The 22,556-nt window shown below is 73.4% G+C and carries 19 protein-coding genes; 5 read left to right on the forward strand and 14 right to left on the reverse strand.

All coding sequences use genetic code 11. The annotated features are described in order from the left end of the window. From QPK52_RS10885 to hemL, 5 genes are all read right to left on the reverse strand, one after another. Entirely contained in the window at window positions 1-1,845 is a 1,845-nt protein-coding gene (locus tag QPK52_RS10885) for a cytochrome c biogenesis protein ResB (RefSeq protein WP_410537253.1), read from the reverse strand. Between the two features lies 1 nt (window position 1,846). Continuing rightward, the gene (locus QPK52_RS10890) at window positions 1,847-2,611 is read right to left on the reverse strand and encodes a cytochrome c biogenesis CcdA family protein (RefSeq protein WP_093660410.1); all 765 of its coding nucleotides are present in this window, start codon (window positions 2,609-2,611) and stop codon (window positions 1,847-1,849) included. Window positions 2,612-2,616: 5 nt separating this feature from the next. Next, on the reverse strand, window positions 2,617-3,234 hold the full coding sequence (locus QPK52_RS10895; protein ID WP_410537254.1) for a TlpA family protein disulfide reductase: 618 nt from the start codon (window positions 3,232-3,234) through the stop codon (window positions 2,617-2,619). 188 nt (window positions 3,235-3,422) lie between these two features. Beyond that, window positions 3,423-4,082 (reverse strand): histidine phosphatase family protein, encoded by a 660-nt coding sequence (locus QPK52_RS10900; RefSeq protein ID WP_410540288.1) that lies wholly within the window; start codon window positions 4,080-4,082, stop codon window positions 3,423-3,425. Window positions 4,083-4,228: 146 nt separating this feature from the next. After that, window positions 4,229-5,560, reverse strand: a complete 1,332-nt coding sequence (gene hemL, locus QPK52_RS10905; RefSeq protein ID WP_410537255.1) for a glutamate-1-semialdehyde 2,1-aminomutase — start codon at window positions 5,558-5,560, stop codon at window positions 4,229-4,231. Window positions 5,561-5,686: 126 nt separating this feature from the next. On the opposite strand from hemL, the gene QPK52_RS10910 reads away from it, so the two are divergent. The 3 genes from QPK52_RS10910 (at window position 5,687) to QPK52_RS10920 (ending at window position 7,641) form a co-directional block, all read left to right on the forward strand. After that, on the forward strand, window positions 5,687-6,301 hold the full coding sequence (locus QPK52_RS10910) for a hypothetical protein (protein ID WP_410540289.1): 615 nt from the start codon (window positions 5,687-5,689) through the stop codon (window positions 6,299-6,301). A gap of 31 nt (window positions 6,302-6,332) precedes the next feature. Continuing rightward, entirely contained in the window at window positions 6,333-6,668 is a 336-nt protein-coding gene (locus tag QPK52_RS10915) for a YnfA family protein (protein ID WP_101256365.1), read from the forward strand. A 193-nt stretch (window positions 6,669-6,861) separates the two neighbouring features. After that, complete coding sequence (locus QPK52_RS10920) at window positions 6,862-7,641, forward strand: SDR family NAD(P)-dependent oxidoreductase (RefSeq protein WP_410537256.1); 780 nt, start codon at window positions 6,862-6,864, stop codon at window positions 7,639-7,641. 97 nt (window positions 7,642-7,738) lie between these two features. Here the strand turns inward: QPK52_RS10920 and argS are convergent, their stop codons facing one another. Continuing rightward, a complete protein-coding gene (gene argS / locus QPK52_RS10925; RefSeq protein WP_410537257.1) occupies window positions 7,739-9,523 on the reverse strand; it encodes an arginine--tRNA ligase in 1,785 nt (594 codons plus the stop codon). 246 nt (window positions 9,524-9,769) lie between these two features. Between argS and lysS the strand changes: the two genes are divergently transcribed. Further along, window positions 9,770-11,518, forward strand: a complete 1,749-nt coding sequence (lysS, locus tag QPK52_RS10930) for a lysine--tRNA ligase (RefSeq protein WP_410537258.1) — start codon at window positions 9,770-9,772, stop codon at window positions 11,516-11,518. 64 nt (window positions 11,519-11,582) lie between these two features. Here lysS and QPK52_RS10935 read toward each other — a convergent pair whose 3' ends face one another. From QPK52_RS10935 to QPK52_RS10945, 3 genes are all read right to left on the reverse strand, one after another. Further along, window positions 11,583-13,088 carry a DUF2637 domain-containing protein gene (locus tag QPK52_RS10935; RefSeq protein ID WP_410540291.1) on the reverse strand — a complete coding sequence of 502 codons (1,506 nt, stop codon included), beginning with the start codon at window positions 13,086-13,088 and terminating at the stop codon, window positions 11,583-11,585. 185 nt (window positions 13,089-13,273) lie between these two features. Continuing rightward, on the reverse strand, window positions 13,274-13,963 hold the full coding sequence (locus QPK52_RS10940) for a DUF3558 family protein (RefSeq protein WP_410537259.1): 690 nt from the start codon (window positions 13,961-13,963) through the stop codon (window positions 13,274-13,276). Between the two features lie 248 nt (window positions 13,964-14,211). Beyond that, window positions 14,212-15,147, reverse strand: coding sequence for a hypothetical protein (locus QPK52_RS10945; protein WP_410537260.1), 936 nt, complete (start codon window positions 15,145-15,147; stop codon window positions 14,212-14,214). 244 nt (window positions 15,148-15,391) lie between these two features. On the opposite strand from QPK52_RS10945, the gene QPK52_RS10950 reads away from it, so the two are divergent. After that, on the forward strand, window positions 15,392-16,585 hold the full coding sequence (locus QPK52_RS10950) for an RtcB family protein (protein WP_410537261.1): 1,194 nt from the start codon (window positions 15,392-15,394) through the stop codon (window positions 16,583-16,585). A 74-nt stretch (window positions 16,586-16,659) separates the two neighbouring features. On the opposite strand, the gene hemB is transcribed toward QPK52_RS10950, so the two are convergent. The 5 genes from hemB to QPK52_RS10975 form a co-directional block, all read right to left on the reverse strand. Continuing rightward, on the reverse strand, window positions 16,660-17,691 hold the full coding sequence (gene hemB / locus QPK52_RS10955) for a porphobilinogen synthase (protein WP_410540292.1): 1,032 nt from the start codon (window positions 17,689-17,691) through the stop codon (window positions 16,660-16,662). 2 nt (window positions 17,692-17,693) lie between these two features. After that, window positions 17,694-19,340 carry a uroporphyrinogen-III synthase gene (locus QPK52_RS10960; RefSeq protein WP_410537262.1) on the reverse strand — a complete coding sequence of 549 codons (1,647 nt, stop codon included), beginning with the start codon at window positions 19,338-19,340 and terminating at the stop codon, window positions 17,694-17,696. Next, the gene (gene hemC / locus QPK52_RS10965; RefSeq protein WP_410537263.1) at window positions 19,337-20,317 is read right to left on the reverse strand and encodes a hydroxymethylbilane synthase; all 981 of its coding nucleotides are present in this window, start codon (window positions 20,315-20,317) and stop codon (window positions 19,337-19,339) included. The genes QPK52_RS10960 and hemC overlap by 4 nt, the downstream gene beginning before the upstream one ends. Next, window positions 20,314-21,657, reverse strand: coding sequence for a glutamyl-tRNA reductase (locus tag QPK52_RS10970; protein WP_410537264.1), 1,344 nt, complete (start codon window positions 21,655-21,657; stop codon window positions 20,314-20,316). The genes hemC and QPK52_RS10970 overlap by 4 nt, the downstream gene beginning before the upstream one ends. Window positions 21,658-21,730: 73 nt before the next feature. Then, window positions 21,731-22,510 (reverse strand): redox-sensing transcriptional repressor Rex, encoded by a 780-nt coding sequence (locus tag QPK52_RS10975; RefSeq protein WP_410537265.1) that lies wholly within the window; start codon window positions 22,508-22,510, stop codon window positions 21,731-21,733. Window positions 22,511-22,556: the final 46 nt, after the last annotated feature.

Consider the following 22,556-nt stretch of genomic DNA (forward strand, 5'->3'; position numbering starts at 1 on the left):
TCACTGGTTCTCTCCTCGTGACGAGGGGCCGGCGTCCTCGGTGGCAGCCGGTACGTCTTCTGCGGTCCCCCCCGTGCTCCCCCCGGTGCCCTGCCCGGCAGCCGGGTCCTGCCCGTCCGGATCCCCCTCACCCGGATCCGCCGCGGGCGGCGCGTCGTCCTGGAGGGCGAAGGCCAGGTCGCCCAGCTCCTCGGGGAGCCGTGCGGACTCGCTGCGGCCCAGCCCGGCCATCTCCACCACGGTGACACCGTCCGCGCCGCGCCGGGCGCGGACCCACACCCTGCGGCGCCGCACGAACAGCGAGCCGGCCAGGCCGAGCACGGCGGCGGTGGCCCCGGCCAGCGCCCAGCCCTCCCCGGGCTCCTGGGAGACCTGGAAGCTGGCCCACTGCTCGACGCGGTCGAACGTCAGCGTGCCCGCGCCGTCCGGCAGCTCCACCGACTCCCCGGGGCGCAGGTCGGCCCGGAACAGGTCGCCGTCCTCGGACCTGAACTGCTCCATCTTGTCGGTGTCGAGCTGGTAGACGTTCTGCGGGAGCCCGGCGTTGACGCCCAGGTCGCCGTGGAAGGCGTTGAGGGAGAGCACCGGGTAGTCCAGCTCGGGGAAGGTCGAGTGCGGGCCGCGTTCGGCGTCGATCCCGTAGGTGGGCGTGAAGATGCCCTGGAAGCCCAGCTGCTCCTTCTCGCCGTCCTTGTTCCGGTAGTCGGTGACCTTGATGACGCCCGTGGAGGTCAGGCCCAGGCTCTCCTGCGGCAGGAACGGCACCGGGCCCCGGTACGCCGTCTTCCCCTGCCCGTCGGTGACGGTGACGACCGGCGCGTAGCCGTGGCCGACCAGGAAGACCTTGGAGTCGCCGACCTTCAGCGGGTGGTTGACCTCGATGGAGGTCTTCTTCTCCGCGCCGTCCGTGCCCTCCCAGTACGAGACGTCGGCGCGGAAGGTGCGCGCGGTGCCGCGCTGCGGGCCGGTGCGCTCGAAGGAGGCGTGGAACTCCTCCAGCGTGAAGCCGAAGACGTCCAGGTCGTCGGTGTCGTACAGCGAGCCGGAGGTGAAGTCGTCGTAGTGGACGAGCGTGTTGGAGAACCCGTCGCCCTCCACGACGAGCTTGCCGCCCTCGGAGTTCCACAGCTGCCCCGCCGCGAAGGCGAGCAGCATCACGATCAGCGAGACGTGGAAGACGAGGTTCCCGGCCTCGCGCAGATAGCCCTTCTCGGCGGCGACCGACCCCCCTGGACCGGACCCGCCGGCTCCGCCGGAACCGTCCGGCCCGCCGGGCTCCTCGGTCAGGGACGTGCGGAAGCGGCGCCCGCGCAGCAGCGTCCGCGCCGCCCGGAGCACCCGCTCCGGCTCGGCGTCGGTGCGCCAGGTGGTGTGGGCGGGCATCCTGGTCAGCCGGCGCGGCGCGCGCGGCGGACGGGAGCGGAGCTGGCCGACGAACTGCCAGCTGCGCGGGACGATGCAGCCGATGAGCGAGACGAACAGCAGGATGTAGATCGCGGAGAACCACACCGAGCTGTAGACGTCGAAGAGCTGGAGCTTGTCGTAGACCTCCGCCAGCGTCCCGTTGCGCTCCTTGAAGTCCCGCACGGCGAAGGCGTTCGCGCTGTTCTGCGGGACCAGCGAGCCGGGCACGGCGGCGAGCGAGAGCAGGAAGAGCAGGATCAGCGCGACCCGCATCGAGGTGAGCTGCCGCCAGAACCAGCGGGCCCAGCCCACCGGTCCCAGGGCGGGTACGTCGGTGCCCGGGTCCTCGCGGGGGGCGGTGGAGATCCGGCCGCCCGCCTCCTGCTCGTCGGCGCCGGTCCGGGTGTTCTCGGGAGCGTTCCCGACATCGGCTGTGGGCATCTCAGATCCCTACGGTGAAGCTGTCGGTCCAGGTGCGCATCTCGGTCAGCAGCAGGTCCCACACCCCGGTGAGCATCAGGACCCCCAGCGCGATCAGCATCCCCCCGCCGATCCGCATGACCCACGCGTAGTGCCGCTTGACCGCGGCGAAGGCGCCGATCGCCCGCCGGAAGGCCACCGCCGCCAGTATCAGCGGCAGCCCCAGGCCCAGGCAGTAGGCGACCGTCAGCAGCGCTCCCCGCCCCGCGCTCGCCTCGCTGAGCGCCAGCGCGTTGACGGCGGTCAGCGTGGGCCCCAGGCACGGGGTCCAGCCGACGCCGAAGAGCACGCCGAGCACGGGGGCGCCGGTCAGGCCCACGGCCGGTCTGCGGTGGAAGCGGAACTCGCGCTGCCCGACCCCCTTCAGCAGGCCCGCGAAGAGCAGGCCCATCGCGATCAGGACCACGCCCAGGACGCGGCTGATCGTCTCCTGGTGCTCCAGGAGCGTCTGGCCGAAGTATCCGAAGAGGGCTCCGCCCGAGACGAAGACCGCCGTGAAGCCCGCGACGAACAGAGAGGCGCCGAGCGCCATCCGCCCCCGGCGCGCCTCGGCCAGGTCCGCGCCGCCGATTCCCGTGACGTAGGAGAGGTAGCCGGGGACGAGCGGCAGGACGCACGGGGAGAAGAACGACACCAGCCCGCCCAGCAGCGCGACGGGGATCGCCAGCAGCAGACCGCCCGACAGGACGGTCTCGTTGATCCCCGTGGCGGAGGCGAGGTGGAGCATCCGCCTCACTTCTCCTTGGCCAGGGGGTCGATGATGGAGCGGAGCTCCTCCTCACCGAGCGGCTTCAGGGCCCGGGCCGCGATCCTCCCCTCCCGGTCGAGGACGAGGGTGGAGGGGATGGCCTGCGGGTTGAGGCTGCCCTTGGGGAAGCGCAGCAGGAGCTTGCCCGAGGGGTCGTAGAGGCTGGGGTAGGGGACCTCGTACTCCTCCTCGAAGCGCTGGGCCGGCACCCGGTCGAGGTCCCGGGTGTTGATCCCGACGAACCGCACCCCCTGGTCCTCGGTCTCCTCGGCCACCTTCACCAGATGCGGCATCTCGGCGCGGCAGGGCGGGCACCACGATCCCCAGACGTTGAGGACCACGACCTCGCCCCGGTAGTCGGCGACGTCCAGCCGTTCCCCGTCGACCGTCTCGCCGGAGAGCTCGGGGGCGGGCTCGCGGTCGGCGGGCTTCACCCTGGTGACCGCGCCCGTCCCCTCCACGTAGTTCTTGCCGGAACCGCCGCTCTGCTGCTGACCGCCGTCCCCGCCGCAGCCCGACAGGAGCAGCGCGCAGGCCACCGCGGCGGTGACGGCCGCGGACAGCCGGGAGCGGCCCGGAGAGCCGATGGAGCGAAGAAACATGTGAAAAGTTTCCCATGCGCCCCGCGCGGACGTTCCCCCGCCCCCGTCAAAAGGCCCCACCGGGCGATAACCCGACAACTCCCCCCTCCCTGACGTGATCCGCCTCACACCAGGCGGGCGTCGCCGGACGGCCGCGGACCTCTCCGCCACCGCCCCGCGGCCTCCCGCCGGACGGCGGCGCGAGCCGCTCAGGCCCCGAACCCCGGGCCGTTGCCCCCCGCCTGCCCCCTGGCCGGCTTCGCCCCGGCCCTCAGGTGCGGCGGCACCAGATCGCGGGCGGGCTCGCTGTAGCCGACCGAGACGATCCGGTCCCCGACGAAGGTGAAGGTGGTCAGCGACGCCAGGGTGCACTGCCGCCTGCGCGGGTCGTGCCACAGCCGGCGGCGTTCGACGAAGCTGCGCACCGTCCAGATCGGCAGCTGGTGGCTGACGCACAGCGCCTCGTGGCCGCGGGCGGCGTCCCGGGCGGCCTCCAGCGCCGCCATCATCCGCACCACCTGGTCGATGTACGGCTCGCCCCACGACGGGCGGAAGGGGTTGCGCAGGTGCGGCCAGTTCGCGACCCGCCGCAGGGCCCCGTCCCCGACGCCGAAGGTCTTGCCCTGGAAGATGTTCTCCGCCTCGATCAGCCGCTCGTCGCTGGCCACGTCCAGACCGTGGGCCTTGGCGATCGGCGAGGCGGTCTCCTGGGCGCGCTCCAGCGGGGAGGCGACGACATGGGTGATGTCGCGCCCGGCCAGGTGCTCGGCGACCCGCTCGGCCATGCGGCGGCCCAGGTCGGAGAGGTGGTAGCCGGGCAGGCGCCCGTAGAGGATCCCTTCGGGGTTCTCCACCTCGCCGTGCCGCATCAGGTGGACGACGGTGCGCTTCCCGCCGCCGTGCTGCTCGCGCTCCCCCGCCGTCTCGCCGGTGACCGCCACGTCCGCCGGGTCCGTCATGCCCGCGGGGTCCGCGGACTCCGCCGGGTTCGGGGCGCCCGCCTTCGGCTCGTCCGTCATGCCCCCTCCTCCCCGGCGGTGGCCCGCGCGGCGGCGCGTGCGGCCGCCGGCAGGGCGGCGGCGATCCGCTCGACGGCCCGGTCGTCGTGGGCGGTGGAGACGAACCAGGACTCGAAGGCCGAGGGCGGCAGGTAGACGCCCCGGGCCAGCATCTCGTGGAAGAAGGCGGTGAAGCGGAACGACTCCTGGCGCCTGGCCGCGTCGTAGTCCGCCACGTCCTCGTCGGTGAAGAAGACCGAGAACATGTTGCCCGCGTTCTGCAGCCGGTGGGCCACGCCCGCCTCGGTGAGCGCCTCGGCGACCAGGGCGCGGATCCGCGCCGAGACGGCGTCCAGCCGCTCGTACGCCGCGTCGTCCAGCAGGCGGAGCTGGGCGAGGCCGGCGGCGGTGGCGACCGGGTTCCCGGAGAGGGTGCCGGCCTGGTAGACGGGCCCGGCGGGGGCGAGGTGCGCCATCACGTCGGCCCGGCCGCCGAAGGCCGCGGCCGGGAAGCCGCCGCCCATCACCTTGCCGAAGGTCATCAGGTCCGGCACGACGCCGTCCAGGCCGTACCAGCCGGCCTTCGAGACGCGGAAGCCCGTCATCACCTCGTCCGAGACGTACAGCGCCCCGTTCTCCTCGCACAGGCGCTTGAGCCCGGCGTTGAAGCCGTCGCGCGGCGGCACGACGCCCATGTTGCCCGGCGACGCCTCGGTGATCACGCACGCGATCTCGCCGGGGTGCGCGGCGAAGGCGGCGGCGACCGAGTCCAGATCGTTGTACGGCAGCACCAGCGTGTCCCCGGCCTGCGCGCCCGTCACACCGGGGGTGTCGGGCAGGGCGAAGGTGGCCACGCCCGAGCCGGCGGCGGCCAGCAGGGCGTCGACGTGCCCGTGGTAGCAGCCGGCGAACTTGACCACCTTGGCCCGCCCGGTGAAACCGCGCGCCAGGCGGATCGCGGACATCGTGGCCTCGGTGCCGGAGGAGACCAGCCGTACCTGGTCGACGGGGGCGATGCGGGCGACGATCTCCTCGGCCAGCTCGACCTCGCCCTCGCCGGGCGTGCCGAAGGACGTGCCGCGCGCGACCGCCGCGCGCACCGCCTCCACAACGGCGGGGTGGGCGTGTCCGAGGACCATCGGGCCCCAGGAGCACACGAGGTCCACGTACTCACGGCCGTCGGCGTCGGTGAGGTACGGACCGGCACCGGACACCATGAAGCGGGGCGTACCGCCCACGGCGCGGAAGGCGCGCACCGGAGAATTCACGCCTCCGGGCGTCACGACGGCGGCACGGTCGTACAGCGACTGCGATACTGGGGCATCGTACGGATAGCTCACGCAAGCCATGGTCTCAGAGCCTCGCGCGCATGTGCGGCCGGGCGTTTCACAGCCCGCCAGAAGGGGAGGTCTCTGGAAGTCTCTGAGACGATGATCTGGTTGCGCGGCGGGGGCCGCAAGTGGTCGGGTGGTGACATGCAGCGCGGTGGCGGACTGGGCGAGGGCACGGGGGACCTGGGCCGGGGGCCCAGGCGGGCGCGGGGCCGTCACCGGCGGGACCGCGACGCGAGAGCGGTCGGCGAGACCGCCGGGGCCGGGACCGCCGGAGCCGCCGGGGCCGAGAGCACGGAGACGAGGAGCAGCAAGGGTGGCCGGGTGGGGGTGACCTACAAGTACTTCGGCGCGCCGGACGGCGCCACAGCCGCCCGGGTGCCCATCACGATGCGCCCGGACGAGCTCGGCGGGGACGAACTGGGCCACGGGATGTTCACCAGGATCAAGCCGGAGACGGTGGCCGCCATGGTCCTCACCGGCATCGAGGGCGTCCCCCTGCACAAGGTGCCGCCGCTGGAACTGGTCGTGCTCCACTCCGACTACGCGGTGGTCAGGCTCCCCATGACGGTCGTCGACCCGCTGCGCGGCATCGGGGAGGAGTCGGTGGGCGCCGCCGCATTCATCTGGTCCACCGTCCCCGACCGGGGCGGCCCGCGCGACGCCTTCGACGTCTACCGGCTCCTGCACGAGTGGCAGGACTTCTCCCACCGGCTCCACGAGGCCGGCCACCAGCCGTACTGCCTGGTCTGGCCCTGACGGGCCGGCACCGGTACCGGCCCGCGCTCCCGTGTCCGTCGCACGCTCCGTCCTGCTGTTCGCCCTCGCCGCCCTTCTGGAGATCGGCGGGGCCTGGCTGGTGTGGCAGGGGGTGCGCGAGCACCGCGGCTGGGCCTGGATCGGCGCCGGGGTGATCGCGCTGGGCGCCTACGGCTTCGTCGCCACCTTCCAGCCGGACGCGAACTTCGGCCGTGTGCTGGCGGCGTACGGCGGGGTCTTCGTCGCGGGCTCCCTGACCTGGGGCATGGTCGTGGACGGTTTCCGGCCGGATCGCTGGGACGTCGCGGGGGCGCTGGTCTGCCTGGCCGGGGTCGCACTGATCATGTACGCGCCGCGGGGCGGGTGAACCGGCCGGGGTCCGGGGGCGCCCCCGGGACGGCACAGCATGTACGCGCCGCGGGGCGGGTGAACCGGCCGCCCGTCCTGCGGGGACCCGGCCGGGGATGCCGCCGCGGCACCCGCCACCATGTTCATCCGCGTTCATCCGCGTTCATCCGCACGTGGCACCACCACGTCCACCGCCCTGCGAGGAGCCCTTCATGACCCTGCCCGCCGAGCAGCAGCCCACCGCCGTCGTCACCGGCGCGAGCAGCGGCATCGGTGCCGCCACCGCGCGCCGGCTGGCCGCCGCCGGCTACCGCGCCGTGCTCACCGCCCGCCGCGCCGACCGCGTGGAGGAACTCGCCGCCGAGCTGAACGGTGACGGTCACCGGGCCGAGGCACACCCCCTGGACGTCACCGACCGCGCCGCCGTGGACGCCTTCGCCTCCCGGCTCGGCCCCCTCGCCCCCGGCAGCGTGCTGGTCAACAACGCCGGCGGCGCCCTGGGGCTGGACCCGGTGGCCACCGCCGACCCCGCCGACTGGCGGTCGATGTACGAGGTCAACGTGCTGGGCACGCTGCACATGACGCAGGCCCTGCTCCCGGCACTGACCGCCTCCGGTGAGGGCACCGTGCTCGTGCTCTCCTCCACCGCGGGCCACGGCACCTACGAGGGCGGCGCCGGATACGTCGCCTCCAAGCACGGCGCCCACGTCCTGGCCGAGACCCTCCGCCTGGAGCTGTGCGGGCAGCCGGTGCGCGTCATCGAGATCGCGCCCGGCATGGTGCGCACCGAGGAGTTCTCCCTCACCCGCTTCCGCGGCGACGCCGACAAGGCGGCGAAGGTCTACGAGGGCGTCGCCGAGCCGCTGACCGCCGAGGACGTGGCCGACACCGTCGTCTGGGCCGTCACCCGCCCTCCGCACGTCAACGTCGACCTGCTGGTCGTCCGCCCCCGCGCCCAGGCGTCCAACACCAAGGTGCACCGCGAGCGGTGAGCGGCTGAACGTCCGGGCGCCGCACGAGACGGGCACGGGCGCCCGCCCCGCTTCCGCGGGGCGGGCGCCCGTGCCCGGCCGTTCCGGTCCGTACGCCTCAGAGCCGCTCGGGGGTGCGGATGCCCAGCAGCGCCATGCCCTGCCGCAGGGTGCGGGCCGTCAGGTCGCACAGGAAGAGCCTGTTCTCCCTGACCGCCTCCGACTCGGCCCGGATCACCGGGCACTGGTCGTAGAACGTGGTGTAGAGCGAGGCGAGCTGGTACAGGTAGGCGGCCAGCTTGTGCGGCTCGTACGTCTCGGCCACGCCCGCCAGCGTCTCGGCGAACTCGTCCAGGTGCAGGCCCAGCGCCCGCTCGGCCGGGGCCAGCCCCACCTGCGGGTGCGCGGCGGGCTTCGCGTCGCCCGCCTTGCGCAGGATCGACTGGATCCGGGCGTAGGCGTACTGGAGGTAGACGCTGGTGTCGCCGTTGAGGGAGACCATCCGGTCCAGGTCGAAGACGTAGTCGCGCGACATGGACGTCGACAGGTCGGCGTACTTCACCGCGCCGATGCCCACCTGGGCGCCGCGCTCGGCGATCTCCTCCTCCGTCAGCTCCAGACCGCCCTGCTCCGCCTTCTCCCGCACCACGGCCGTGGCCCGCTCGACCGCCTCGTCCAGCAGGTCCACCAGCCGGACCGTCTCGCCCTCACGGGTCTTGAACGGCTTGCCGTCCTTGCCCAGCACCGTGCCGAAGGCGAGCTGCCGCGCGGCGTCCTCGGGCAGCCAGCCGGCCCGGCGCGCGGTCTCGAAGACCATCCTGAAGTGCAGCGCCTGCCGGGCGTCCACCACGTACAGCAGGGTGTCGGCGCCCAGCTTCCCGACCCGGTCGCGGATGGCCGCCAGGTCGGTGGCGGCGTAGCCGAAGCCGCCGTTGGACTTCTGCACGATCAGCGGGACGGGCTTGCCGTCGGGGCCCTTGACGTCGTCGAAGAACACGCACAGCGCGCCCTCGGAGCGGACCGCGACGCCGCTGTCCTCCAGCTCCTTCACGACCTGCTGGAGATCGTCGTTGTAGGCGCTCTCGCCGACCACGTCCTCGTCGCGGATCTCCACGTCGAGCTGGTCGTAGACCGCGTGGAAGTAGATCATCGACTCGCCGACGATCCTCCGCCACATCTCCAGCGTCGTCCCGTCCCCGCTCTGCAGGAGCACCACCCGGTCGCGGGCGCGCGCCTTGAACTCCTCGTCGGAGTCGAACAGCGTCCGGGACGCCTTGTAGAGCCGGTTCAGCCGGGACATCGCGGCCTCGCCGGACGCGCCGGGGCCGCCGGCCTCCTCGCCGGAGGAGTGGTCCAGCTCGTGCGGGTGCTCGACCAGGTACTGGATGAGCATGCCGAACTGCGTGCCCCAGTCCCCGATGTGGTGCCGCCGGATCACCTTCTCGCCCCGGTGCTCCAGGATCTGCACGATCGCGTCGCCGATCACCGTCGAGCGCAGGTGCCCGACGTGCATCTCCTTGGCCACGTTGGGCTGCGAGTAGTCGATGACCGTCGTGCCCGGCCGCTCCGCGTACGGCACGCCCAGCCGCTCGTCGGCCGCCCGTGCCGCCAGCGTCCGCACGATCGCGGCGTCGGAGACGGTGATGTTGAGGAAGCCGGGCCCGGAGACCTCGATGCCGGCGATCTCGTCCGTCTCCGGCATCGCGGCGACGACCCGGCCCGCCAGCTCCCGCGGGTTGCCCTTGAGCCTCTTGGCCAGCGCCAGCATCCCGTTGGCCTGGAAGTCCGCCCGGTCGCTGCGTCGCAGCAGCGGATCCGCGGAGGCGGCCTCCGGCAGGGCTGCCGAGAGGGCGTCCGCGACGCGCTGGTGGACGGTTGCGGCAAGAGAGGGGACCGAGGCCATGAAGGAGTGCCGTTCCTCTGAGTGGGGTTTTCCGGATCGGTCCAGTATCCCACGCGGCCCACCGCCGGGGCGCGCGCGTTCATCACGGGCGCACGGCCGGCACCGCGTCTGAAACAATGGGACCACCGCCCCCGTGGGCCGCCGTCCCGGGCGCGGAAGCAGGCGACCGGCGCGCGAAGCAGCGCGGGGAACAGCCGAGAACGATCAGGAACAGCCAGGAACAGCCAGGAAAGGGACGTGCCGACCGTGGCTCAGAGCACAGAGGCCGACTGGGTCTCCCGCATCGCGGACGAGGTCATCGCCGAGGCGGAGCGCCGCGCCCCCGGCAAACCGGTCGTCTGCGCCTCGGGCCTGAGCCCCTCCGGCCCCATCCACCTGGGCAATCTCCGCGAGGTGATGGTGCCGCACCTCGTCGCCGACGAGATCAAGCGGCGCGGTGTGCCCTGCGAGCACATCCTGTCCTGGGACGACTACGACCGCTTCCGCAAGGTCCCGGCGGGCATCGAGGGCGTCGACGCCTCGTGGTCCGAGCACATCGGCAAGCCGCTCACCCTGGTGCCCGCGCCCCCCGGCAGCGAGCACCCGAGCTGGGCCGAGCACTTCAAGGCCGCCATGGTGCGGGCGCTGGAAGAGCTGGGCGTCGAGGTGCGCGGCATCAGCCAGACGGAGATGTACACCTCCGGCGCGTACGGCGAGCAGATCCTCTTCGCCATGCGCGAGCGCGCCCGCATCGACGCCGTCCTGGACCGCTACCGCACCAAGGTCACGCCCGAGAGCGCGGCCAAGGCCGCGAAGAAGCAGAGCAGGCCGAAGGACGCCGAGATGTCCGCGGCGGAGATCGAGGCCGCCGAGGGCTCGGGCGCCGCGGGCGAGGACGACGGCAGCGCGGGCGGCGCCGGGTACTTCCCGTACAAGCCGTACTGCTCCGTCTGCGACCGCGACCTGACGACGATCACCGCGTACGACGACGAGAGCACGCGGATGACGTACGTGTGCCGGTGCGGCAACGAGGAGACGGTGCTGCTGTCGGAGCACCGCCGCGGCAAGCTGGTCTGGAAGGTCGACTGGCCGATGCGCTGGGCGTACGAGGGCGTGGTCTTCGAACCCTCCGGCGTGGACCACCAGTCCCCCGGCTCCTCCTACGTCGTCGGCGGGCAGCTGGTGCGGGAGGTCTTCGGCGGCGAGCAGCCCATCGGCCCGATGTACGCCTTCGTCGGCATCAGCGGCATGGCGAAGATGTCCAGCTCGAAGGGCGGTGTGCCCACCCCGCTCGACGCGCTGGAGATCATGGAGGCGCCGCTGCTGCGCTGGCTGTACGCCCGCCGCCGCCCGAACCAGTCCTTCAAGATCGCCTTCGACCAGGAGATCCAGCGGCTCTACGACGAGTGGGACGCCCTGGAGCGCAAGGTCGCCGAGGGCACCGCGCAGCCCGCGGACGCCGCCGCGTACCTCCGCGCCACCACCACGGCCGCCGGCGAACTGCCCCGCACCCCGCGCCCGCTGCCGTACCGCACGCTGGCGTCGGTGGCGGACATCACCACCGGGGACGAGGCGCAGACGCTGCGCATCCTGAGCGAGCTGGACCCGGACAACCCGGTCCGCTCCCTGGACGAGACGCGTCCGCGCCTGGACTGCGCGCAGCGCTGGATCAGCACCCACGTACCGGCCGAGCAGCGCACCCGGGTGCGCGAGGAGCCGGACACCGAGCTGCTGGCCTCGCTCGACGACGACGCGCGCGAGTCGCTGCGGCTGCTGCTGGACGGCCTGGACGACCACTGGTCGCTGGACGGGCTGACCACGCTGGTATACGGCGTGCCCAAGGTCCGGGCGGGCCTTACGCCGGAGGCCAAGCCGACACCGGAGCTGAAGGTGGCCCAGCGCGCCTTCTTCGCGCTGCTGTACAGGCTGCTGGTGGGCCGCGACACCGGCCCGCGGCTGCCCACGCTGCTGCTGGCCGTCGGCGCGGACCGGGTCCGCAAGCTGCTGGGCGCGTAACCCGCCGGCCCGCGCCGTACGCGCCGGGCGGCACCGGAAGGACGCGGACGGGCCTGGTGGGCGGTCAGCCCCCCAGGCCCATCTCGTCGTTGTACCGTTCCCGGAACTCCCGCAGGTACGGGCGGAGGTGACCCTCGCTCAGCAGGCTGCCGTCGGCGTCGGTGACGTTGTGGTGCTCGTGGAGGGCACGGGCCAGTTCCCGGGCGTTGGGGCGCCGGCCGTGCTCGGCCATGAACTCCCGGAACGCGTGGTAGTACACCTCCGTGTACTGGGTGCCGCTGGGCATGCCGGTCGGCCTGGTGGCGTCCGGCTCCGGCGCCGCCTCCCGGCGCGGCGCCGGCACGGGGGCGGGCGCGGTCCGGACGTCGGCGCCGGAGCCGGGGCGGCCCATCGGGCGGCGGCGGCCCCCCTCGTTGACCGGCACCGTCACCCCGTTCCGGGCCGCCGCCTCGGCCGCGTACACGGGGGCGGATGCCTCGGTCGGCACCTCAGCCGGCGCCTCAACCGGCACGGCCCGCGCGTCCTGTACGGCCGCCTGCGCAGCGGTCTCCCACGGCACCGGACCGGGGTGCGGCTGTGCGGCCGCCTCCCGCACGGCCGCCTCCTCCTCGGCGGACCTCCAGGAAGGGGGCAGGATCTCGTGCCCGTCCCGCACGGCCGCCTCCACCGGGACCGCCTCCTGCCCGACCCCCTCGCCGGGCGCCTCCGCGCCCCGGGACGCCCTGCCGGGCGCGGGCTCCTGTTCCGCGGACGTCCCCGGAGGCAGCGCCTCGACCGTGGCGGCCTTCCCGCCCGTGACCGCGCCCCCCTCGCCCGTGGCGGCTGCCTTCCCGCCCGTGGCCGCTGCCTTCCCGCCCGTGGCCGCTGCCTTCCCGCCCGTGGCGGGGAGTCCCTGCGGGTCGATGCCGGCAGCGGCCAGCCCGGCCGGGCCGGTCTCCGCCAGCGGCACCCCGTACCGCGCCAGCCGCAGCGGCATCAGCGCCTCCACCGGCGCCCGCCGCTTCCAGCCGCGCCCGTAGCGCGCCCGCAGCCGCGCCTCGTAGATGAGGCGGTCCTGCTCCATGCGGATCACCTGGTCGTAGGAGCGCAGCTCCCACAGCTTCATCCGGCGCCACAGCCGGAAGGTGGAGGGGAAGGCCAGCAGCCAGCGCGAGATCCGCACGCCCTCCATGTGCTTGTCGGCGGTGATGTCGGCGATCCGGCCGACCGCGTGCCGCGCGGCCTCGACCGCGACGACGAACAGCACCGGGATCACCGCGTGCATCCCGACCCCCAGCGGGTCGGGCCAGGCGGCGGCGCCGTTGAAGGCGATGGTGGCGGCCGTCAGCAGCCAGGCGGTCTGCCGCAGCATCGGGAAAGGGATGCGGATCCAAGTCAGCAGCAGGTCCAGGGCGAGCAGCACCACGATCCCGGCGTCGATGCCGATGGGGAAGAACGGCGCGAAGCCGCCGAAGCCCTTCTGCTCGGCGAGGTCGCGGACGGCGGCGTACGATCCGGCGAAGCCGATCGCCGCGATCACCACCGCCCCGGCGACGACCACGCCGATCAGTATTCGGTGAGTGCGTGTCAGGTCCACTGCTGTGTCCTCGCGAGATCGTCGTCGGCGCCGGTGCCCGCCGCCCGGCCGGGGCGGCGGGAGGGGCGGCGGAAGGGACGGGGAGCGGCAGGTCCCCGAGGGGAAGACAGGTTACGCGCGGCGGGTGGCGGATACGGAGGGCCCCGGCCCGGTCGGCCGCGTCAGCCCGGTCGGCCCGGTCACTTGACGGCCTTGACGGCCTCCTTCGCCGCCTTCTCCGCGCCCTTGCGGATGTCCTCGGCCTTCGGCGTCTTGCCGGTCTCGAAGCCGGCGCCCTGGTAGTCCACGGTCACCACGACGTTGCCGGTGACGGCGACGATCCGCTGCTCGCGGTACTCCTCGGTCTTCTCGCCGTCCTTCTTCTCCGTCTCGAAGGCTATGGACGTCGCCTGGTCGCCGACCCCGTCGAGCGGGGTTTCCTCGACCTTCTTGTTCTCCTCGTCCTGCGAGACGGCGGCCACCTGCCGACCCGCGTACTCGGCTGCCCGCTCGCTGCCGCTGCCGAGCGTCACGTCGGAGTCGAACCGCTTGAGGGAGACGGTCAGCGCCCGGTACTGGTAGTCGTCCAGACCGCTCCACAGGCAGGTGCCGTAGCCGTCGGCGTCCTTGGAGCCGAGGTTCTTGCCCTTCTTCTTCGCCTCGGGCACCACGTCGCCGACCGTGTCCCCCGAGAGGGTCTCGCAGGGGTCGGGCAGGGTGGTGAACTTCACCGGCGCCGGGGTCGGGGACGCGCTGGAGGCGGAGGCGCTGGGCGAGGGCCTGGCGGAGTCTTCGCCATCGGAACCGGAGGAGCAGCCCGCGACCAGCAGCATGGGCACGGCGGCGCAGGCGAGGGTGCGGACGGCGGTGCGCGTGGCGTTACGGTGCATGGTTCCTTCGCTTCCGGATGTGCTGGGCGCCGGGCACGCCCTGTCGGACGGCACGACGGTACGCCACTCGGGCGACGACACCGCAGCAGCCTAGGACGGCCGCGGTCTCCGGAGGGCGGCGCCGGGGCCGGGTGTGTCCGTCGTCTCAGTCCGTCGTCCCGGTCCGTCGTCTCAGTACGTCGTCCCGGTCCGTCGCCCCGGTTCCGTCCCGGCTCCGGCGGGGCGCCGGGCGGGCCCGCGAACGGGCGTCAGTCCCGGAACACCCCGGCGAGCTGGCCGGCCAGTTTCAGCGCCTTCTCCTGCAGTTCGGCGCTGTCGGGCAGCCTGCGCTTGTCCGTCACCCACTGCTCGTACTCGACGGTGACGATGACGTTCCCGGTGCGGAAGACCAGGGTGATGTCCCGGTGGACGCCCGAGTCCGCGGTGACCAGCTCGTCGTCGATGTACGCGGCGTCCCCGACGGCCTCCAGGGGACGCGGGGCCAGCGCCGCGCTGGGCGCGGGCTGCGGTACGGCCGTCCCCGGCTCGCCGCCGGCGTCCTCCCCGCCGCCGTCACCTTCCTCGCCGTCACCGCCGCCGCTTCCGGCGGGCGCGCCGCTCTTCTTCGACGCCCTGCCGGAGTCCTCGCCCCCGTCCCCGGCCTCCTCCGCGCCGGCCTCGTCCCCGTCCGCCCCCTCCCCGGGGCCGGAGGACTCCCCGCCCGCGGGCGGGGAGCTGGGGATGCCGGCCTCCAGCGCCATGTCCTCGTACAGGCGCACCGCACGCTCGTCGTCGCTGACGGCGGGGTCGTACGACACGACCCGCTCGAAATCGACCAGGAGGTGGCGGCTGCCCATGCCGGTGGAACTCTTCCAGCGGCAGCCGACCCGGCGGTCGTTGTCGTAGGTGACGGTCTGTTCGCCCTCGTAGGCCGCCGGGGTCCCGTCGCCGCTCTCCGCGCCGTCCTTCGGGGAGGCGCTCTCCGCGCCCGGCAGCATCGCCCGCAGGAGGCCGGCGTCGACCGCGCCGCAGGGCTCGGGCAGATCGCGGTAGGTGCCGGGCGGAGCCGTGGCGGCGGCGCCGACCGTGCCGGGCTTGCTGTCGGCCGCGGCGCCGCCCGTGCCGGAGCCGCCGGTGCAGCCGACGGTCCCGACGGCCAGCACGGCGACGAGCGCCGTGCCGGTGGCGTATGCCTTCCGCTGCACTGCCCAACTCCCTCGTCCGCGCGAACGCTCGAAAACACGTTGCCGCCGTACGACCACGGCGGAACACAATGTCTATCGCACGATGTCCGTCACGCGCGCCGCGGGACCTACGCTCATCGGTGCATATGCAGTAATACGTCCGCCTTGTGTGCACGGACGTACGCGGTTCGCACCCGATCCGTACGCGATTCGCACGCATGTGGCAGGGCGTGCCCGCACTTCTTCGTCAGGGGGATGAACGAACATGTCGTACACCGAGGTTCCCGGGGCACGGGTGCCGATCCGGATGTGGGCCGACCCGTCCGGCGTCGAGGACGGCGCGATGCGGCAGCTGCGCAACACCGCGACGCTGCCGTGGATCAGGGGCCTGGCGGTCATGCCCGACGTCCACTACGGCAAGGGCGCCACCGTCGGCTCGGTCATCGCCATGGAGGGCGCGGTCTGCCCCGCGGCGGTCGGCGTGGACATCGGTTGCGGCATGTCGGCGGTACGGACCTCCCTGACCGCGAACGACCTGCCCGGCGACCTCTCCCGGCTGCGCTCGCGCATCGAGCAGGCCATCCCGGTCGGTTTCGGCATGCACGACGACCCCGTCGACCCGGGCGGCCTGCCCGACGCCCCCGCCTCCGGCTGGGATGCCTTCTGGTCCCGTTTCGACGGCGTCACCGAGGCCGTCCACTTCCGCCGGGAGCGGGCCGCGCGGCAGATGGGGACGCTCGGCGGCGGCAACCACTTCGTCGAGGTCTGCCTGGACGAGGACGGCGCCGTCTGGCTGATGCTCCACTCCGGCTCCCGCAACATCGGCAACGAGCTGGCCGAGTACCACATCGGCGTGGCCCGCGGGCTGCCCCACAACCAGGGCCTGGTCGACCGCGACCTGGCCGTGTTCGTCGCCGGCACCCCCCAGATGGAGGCCTACCGCAACGACCTGTTCTGGGCGCAGGAGTACGCCAAGCGCAACCGGGCGGTCATGATGAGCCTGCTCAAGGGCGTGATCCGCAGGGAGTTCAGGAAGGCGGCCCCCTCTTTCGAGCCGGTCATCTCCTGCCACCACAACTACGTGGCCGAGGAGCGCTACGACGGCATGGACCTGCTGGTCACCCGGAAGGGCGCCATCCGCGCGGGCGGCGGCGAGTACGGCATCATCCCCGGCTCGATGGGCACCGGCTCCTACATCGTGCGCGGCCTGGGCAACACCGCCTCCTTCAACTCCGCCTCCCACGGCGCGGGGCGGCGGATGAGCCGCAACGCGGCGAAGAAGCGGTTCACCGCGCGGGATCTGGAGGAGCAGACCAGGGGTGTGGAGTGCCGCAAGGACTCCGGCGTCGTCGACGAGATCCCGGCCGCCTACAAGCCGATCGAGCAGGTCATCGAGCGGCAGCGCGATCTGGTCGAGGTGGTCGCGAAACTGCGGCAGGTCGTCTGCGTCAAGGGCTGACGCGTCCGCGCGGCACGGCCGGGCGGCACGGCTCCGCATCCGGGCCTCGCCCGGGTCCGGGCGCACCCGGCGGCTCAGCGCAGCCGCCGGGCCGCCTCCGTGGCCCAGTAGGTCAGGATCACGTCCGCGCCGGCCCGCCTGGCGCCGGTGAGCGTCTCCATGATCGCCCGGTCCCGCTCGATCCAGCCGCGCTGCGCGGCGGCCTCGACCATCGCGTACTCGCCGGAGACCTGGTAGGCCGCCACAGGCACGTCCACCGCGTCCGCCACCCGGCGCAGCACGTCCAGGTAGGGCAGCGCGGGCTTGACCATCACCATGTCCGCGCCCTCGGCGAGGTCGAGCGCCAGCTCGCGCATCGCCTCCCGCCCGTTGGCCGGGTCCTGCTGGTAGGCCTTGCGGTCGCCCGTCAGCGAGGAGTCCACCGCCTCGCGGAAGGGGCCGTAGAACGCGGAGGCGTACTTGGCCGTGTAGGCCAGCAGCGCCACGTCCTGGTGGCCGGCCTCGTCCAGTGCGCGGCGGACGAAGGCGACCTGGCCGTCCATCATCCCGCTGGGTCCCAGCACGTGCGCACCCGCCTCGGCCTGGACGCACGCCATCTCGGCGTACCGCTCCAGCGTGGCGTCGTTGTCCACCCGGCCGCGCTCGTCCAGGACGCCGCAGTGGCCGTGGTCGGTGAACTCGTCCAGGCACAGGTCGGACATGACGACCAGGTCGTCCCCGACCTCCGCGCGCACGTCGCGCAGCGCCACCTGGAGGATGCCGTCCGGGTCGGTGCCGCACGACCCGGTCGCGTCCTTCTTCCCCTCCTCGGGCACGCCGAAGATCATGATTCCGCCCACGCCCGCCGCCACGGCCTCGGCCGCCGCCTTGCGCAGGGTCTCGCGGGTGTGCTGGTACACGCCCGGCATCGACGAGATCTCGACCGGCTCGGTGATGCCCTCCCGCAGGAAGACGGGCAGGATCAGATCGGCCGGGTGGAGCCGGTGCTCGGCGACCATCCGGCGCATCGCCGGGGTGGTGCGCAGCCGCCGGGGGCGCACCACGGGAAAGTCCCCGTAGCCGCCGCGCCCCCCGTCGTAGCCGCTGCCGTAGGTGCTCTTGCCGATCGTCACGATGTCCGTGCCCTCCTCCTGGTCGGACGCTTCTCGCTGGGCCGCTGCACCGCCTCGCCGGCCTCGAGCATCGCGTCCCGGCGCCTGGCGCCGAACTCCGCCAGCGCCTCGGCCAGCTTGTGCACCGACGGCTCCGGCGCCATGACGTCCACGCGCAGCCCGTGCTCCTCGGCGGTCTTCGCCGTCGCCGGGCCGATGCAGGCGATCACCGTCACGTTGTGCGGCTTGCCCGCGATCCCCACGAGGTTGCGGACGGTGGAGGAGGAGGTGAACAGCACGGCGTCGAACCCGCCGCCCTTGATCGCCTCCCGTGTCTCGGCCGGCGGCGGCGAGGCGCGCACCGTCCGGTAGGCGGTGACGTCGTCGACCTCCCAGCCCAGTTCGATCAGGCCCGCCACCAGCGTCTCGGTGGCGATGTCGGCGCGCGGCAGGAAGACGCGGTCGATCGGGTCGAAGACCGGGTCGTAGGGCGGCCAGTCCTCCAGCAGCCCGGCCGCGGACTGCTCGCCGCTGGGCACCAGGTCGGGCTTGACGCCGAAGTCGACCAGCGCCTTCGCGGTCTGCTCGCCGACGGCCGCGACCTTGATCCCGGCGAAGGCGCGGGCGTCCAGGCCGTACTCCTCGAACTTCTCGCGCACCGCCTTGACCGCGTTGACCGAGGTGAAGGCGATCCACTCGTAGCGCCCGGTGACCAGGCCCTTGACCGCGCGCTCCATCTGCTGCGGGGTGCGCGGGGGCTCCACCGCGATGGTGGGCACCTCGCTGGGCACCGCGCCGTAGGAGCGCAGCTGGTCGGAGAGCGAGGCGGCCTGCTCCTTGGTCCGGGGCACCAGCACCTGCCAGCCGAACAGCGGCTTGGACTCGAACCACGCGAGCCGGTCGCGCTGCGCGGCGGCGCTGAGCTCGCCGACCACGGCTATCGCCGGCCGGGAGCCGTTCGCCGCGGGCAGCACCTTGGCGGCCTTGAGGGTCTGGGCGATGGAGCCCAGCGTCGCCGTCCAGGTGCGCTGCCGGGTGGTGGTGCCGTCGACGGTGACGGTCAGCGGGGTGTCGGGCTTGCGGCCCGCCGTGACCAGTTCGGCGGCGGTGGCGGCGACCGCCTCCAGGGTGGTGGAGACCACCAGGGTGGCGTCGCTGGCGCCGACCTCGTTCCACGCCTGGGCGTCGGCGGTCCGCGCGTCCAGGAACCGCACGTCCGCGCCGTGGCCGTTGCGCAGCGGCACACCGGCGTAGGCCGGCACCCCCACGGCGTTGGCGACGCCCGGCACGACCTCGAAGGTGACCCCCTCGGAGGCGCAGGCCAGCATCTCGCTCGCCGCGTCCGCGTCGAGCCCGGGGTCGCCGGCGACCGCACGGACGACCCGCTTGCCGCCGCGCACGGCCCGCATGACAAGATTTACGGCATCGTCGGCACCCGCGGATGCTGTTGACGTGTCGTCACCTGCTGTCTGGAGCGGGGTGTCGACACCTGCCCGCACGTGCGCCCGCACGACGTCGTAAACCTGCGGGTCGGCGATCAGTACATCGGCCTGCGCCAGCGCCTCGACGGCGCGAAGCGTCAGCAGTCCCGGGTCCCCGGGCCCGGCGCCGAGGAAGGTGACGTGCCCGTGGGCGCCGTACGAGTGATCGGTGGTGGGGTTCAATGTGCTCGCTCCCCCATCAGACCGGCCGCGCCCTTGGCGAGCATCTCGTCGGCGAGTTCGCGCCCCATGGCCTGGGCCAGGGAGAGCGCCTCACCGGCGGACGCCGGTACGCGACCGGTGGTGGACAACTGCACCAGTGTGGTGCCGTCGGTCGTGCCGACGACACCGCGCAGACGCAGTTCGGTGACATCCTGCCCCTCCTCCGGGATGTCGGCCAGTGCGCCGACGGGCGCGCTGCAACCGGCTTCCAGAGCTGCGAGCAGGGTTCGCTCGGCGGTCACGGCGGCCCGCGTGCGCGGGTCGTCGAGCTCGGCGAGCAGGGCTGCGAGGTCCGTGCGCGAGGCGGCGCACTCGATGGCCAGCGCTCCCTGGCCGGGTGCGGGGAGCACCGCGCCGGGGTCGAGCAGTTCGGTGGCCTCGCCGATCAGGCCGACGCGCCTCAGGCCGGCGGCGGCGAGGACGACCGCGTCCAGTTCCCCGGAGCGCACGTACCCGATGCGGGTGTCGACGTTGCCCCGGATCGGCACGATCTCGATGTCCCGGCCCAGCGACCGGGCCCAGGCGGCCAGCTGCGCCATGCGGCGCGGCGAGCCGGTGCCGACCCGCGTCCCGTCGGGCAGCTCCTCGAAGGTGAGGCCGTCACGGGCGACCAGCGCGTCACGGGGGTCCTCCCGGACGGGCACGGCCGCCAGCGCCAGCTGTTCGGGCTGGGTGGTGGGAAGGTCCTTCAGCGAGTGAACGGCGAAGTCGATCCCGCCGCCGAGCAGCGCGTCGCGCAGCGCGGAGACGAAGACCCCTGTGCCGCCGATCCGGGCGAGGTGCTCGCGGGAGACGTCGCCGAAGGTGGTGATCTCCACCAGCTCGACGGGCCGGCCCGTGAGGCGCCGGACCCGCTCGGCCACCTGCCCGGACTGGGCCATGGCGAGTCGGCTGCGGCGGGTGCCCAGCTTCAGCGGCGGGGGTGCGTTGGTGCTCATTGCCGCTCCTGTTCGGGGTTACTGACAGCCGCGACGGTCTGCGGGTCGAGGTCGAAGAGCTCTCGCAGCGCGTCGGCGTATCCGGCGCCGCCCGGTTCGCCGGCGAGCTGCTTCACGCGCACGGTCGGCGCGTGCAGCAGCTTGTCGACGACCCGGCGCACGGTCTGGGTGATCTCGGCGCGCTGTTTGGCGTCGAGTCCGGGAAGGCGCCCGTCCAGGCGCGCCATCTCGGCCGCGACCACGTCGGCGGCCATGGCGCGCAGCGCGACCACGGTGGGCGTGATCGTCGCGGCCCGCTGGGCGGCGCCGAAGGCCGCGACCTCGTCGGCGACGATGCCGCGCACCTTGTCGACGTCCGCGGCCATGGGGGCGTCGGCGGAGGCCTCGGCCAGCGACTCGATGTCCACCAACCGTACGCCTTCGAGGCGGTGCGCGGCGGCGTCGATGTCACGGGGCATGGCCAGGTCGAGCAGCGCCATCGGCTCCTCGCGGGAGCCGCGGGACTCGGCGCGCGCGGCGAGCGCCGCCGCCAGGTCGTCGGCCGTCAGCACCAGCCCGGTGGCGCCGGTGCAGGAGACGGCGACGTCCGCGTGCGGGAGCTCGGCGGGCATGTCGTGGGCGGGCACGGCGCGCGCGGTGAGCCCGCCGCCGTGGAGCCCGGCGGCCAGGCGCCGGGCGCGCTCCAGCGTCCTGTTGGCGATCACCAGTTCGGTGACGCCGGCGCGCGCGAGCACCGTCGCGGCCAGGGAGGACATCGAGCCGGCGCCGATCACCAGGGCACGCCGGCCGCGCACCCACTCGGCGACCGGGCGCCCGGCGGCGAGCTGCTCCAGGCCGAAGGTGACCAGGGACTGCCCGGCCCGGTCGATGCCGGTCTCGCTGTGCGCCCGCTTGCCGACCCGCAGCGCCTGCTGGAACAGGTCGTTCATCAGCCGCCCGGCGGTGTGCTGGTCCTGCGCCACGGCCAGCGCGTCCTTGATCTGGCCGAGGATCTGGCCCTCGCCGACGACCATCGAGTCCAGCCCGCAGGCCACCGAGAACAGGTGGTGGACGGCCCGGTCCTCGTAGTGGACGTACAGGTACGGGGTCAGCTCCTCCAGGTCGACGCCGCTGTAGCGGGCCAGCAGGGAGGACAGCTCGGCGACGCCGGCGTGGAACTTGTCGACGTCGGCGTAGAGCTCGGTGCGGTTGCAGGTGGAGAGCACCGCGGCCTCGGAGGTGGGCTCGGCGCCGACCGCGTCCTGCAGGAGCTTGCCGCGCACCTCGGGCGCCAGCGAGGCCCGCTCCAGGACGCTCACCGGTGCGCTGCGGTGGCTCAGCCCCACTACCAGCAGACTCATGCGCGTCCTCCGCTCCGCTCGGACCGTACGGCGTGCGGTGCGCGCGTGACGTGTCTCACGGTCGCTCGTTCGTTCATGCGGGCATCACGGCGGGCACGTCCCCGTCAGGCCCCGGTTCGCTTTCCTCGCCGCGGCGGCGCACGGCCGCGGCGGGCGGGGTGGTGTCGGCACCGCCCTCGCCGGGCGCCTCCTCACCGGCCTTGCGCTGCTCGTGGAAGGCGAGGATCTGCAGTTCTATGGAGAGGTCGACCTTGCGCACGTCCACACCGTCGGGCACGGACAGCACGGTCGGCGCGAAGTTGAGGATGGAGGTCACCCCGGCGGCCACGAGCCGGTCGCAGACCTGCTGGGCGGCTCCGGCGGGGGTGGCGATGACGCCGATGGAGACGCCGTTCTCCTCGATGATCGCCTCGAGGTCGTCGGTGTGCTGCACCGGTATGCCCGCGACCGGCTTCCCGGCCATCGTCGGGTCCGCGTCGATCAGCGCGGCGACCCTGAATCCCCTGGAGGCGAAGCCGCCGTAGTTGGCGAGCGCGGCCCCCAGGTTTCCGATGCCGACGATCACGACGGGCCAGTCCTGCGTCAGGCCCAGCTCGCGGGAGATCTGGTAGACGAGGTACTCGACGTCGTAGCCCACACCGCGTGTGCCGTACGAGCCGAGGTAGGAGAAGTCCTTGCGCAGCTTGGCGGAGTTGACGCCGGCGGCGGCCGCCAGCTCCTCCGAGGAGACCGTGGGCACCGAGCGCTCGGAGAGCGCGGTGAGCGCCCGCAGGTACAGCGGAAGCCGGGCGACGGTGGCCTCGGGGATCCCTCGGCTACGGGTCGCCGGTCGGTGTGTTCGGCCAGTTGCCACAGTGCTCCTGCCGTCTGCGCGAAACGGTGAGCGGCCCCGCTGGACA

This window comes from Streptomyces sp. KL2, from assembly GCF_046529545.1.
In the GTDB taxonomy this organism is placed as follows: Bacteria; Actinomycetota; Actinomycetes; order Streptomycetales; family Streptomycetaceae; genus Streptomyces; species Streptomyces radiopugnans.